Annotated in this window: 1 pseudogene; it reads left to right on the forward strand. The window is 34.3% G+C overall.

Annotated elements, in window-relative coordinates:
* Positions 1-921, forward strand: a pseudogene (locus AC1DTM_RS28920) (alpha/beta hydrolase); the annotation flags it as partial.

Consider the following 921-nt stretch of genomic DNA (forward strand, 5'->3'; position numbering starts at 1 on the left):
GGTATGTAACGTTTAGGACGGATGAGAGTTTTATTTCAACGTACTATTTTTCAGTAAACGATTTTTTCGAAAATGATTGGATAAAGCGCAGTGAAAAGTACCAACTAGATCGATTTAATAAAAATACATTTGGAGAAGATGCCAATAAAGCGTCTGTGTTAAACATAGGAATGGAAGTACAGTATAGCAGTCGTTTTCCTTCAGATCATTATCCATCTGGAAAAATTGAAACATATTCTTTTCATAGTACGATTTTAAATGACACACGTAAAATTTATATTTATACGCCTCATGACTACTCTCACACTTCACATCTTCAAGAACTTCTCATTGTGTTTGATGGGAATTCATTCATTAATAACCTTTCAATCGCAAGAACACTCAATTATTTAATATGCGAAAAAGAAATCCCATCTTGTATTGCTGTTGCAATAGAACCCGTTGATCGACTAGAAGAGCTAACTTATAACGATAAAATGAATACATTTTTAACGGAGGAACTACTTCCATGGATTCAAGCTAGGTATCACGTATATCAAGAAAAGAATCATACAACAATTGCTGGTTTCAGTCTTGGTGGCTTAGCAGCTTTTTATGCAGCGCTTCAAAATCCACATGTTTTCGGAAACGTGTTGTCAATGTCTGGATCCGTGCATTGGAAAAAGGATGGTTATGAAAATCAAATTCCTTGGATTGAAAATCAAATTTCATCTATAGATTCTAATACGAGTCAACCTCATTTTTACATAGCAGCAGGAGAACTTGAAAACAAACCTCTTTTAACGGCTAATAGACGCTTGTATAAAGCTTTAAAAGAAAAAGGATACCAAATACTTATGAAGAGTTTCAAGGCGGTCATGACGGTGTTTGGTGGCGAGAAAAGTTATTTGATGGGTTGAAAGCATTAAAACATACAAAAAC

Source organism: Bacillus sp. P4_D3 (assembly GCF_056401855.1).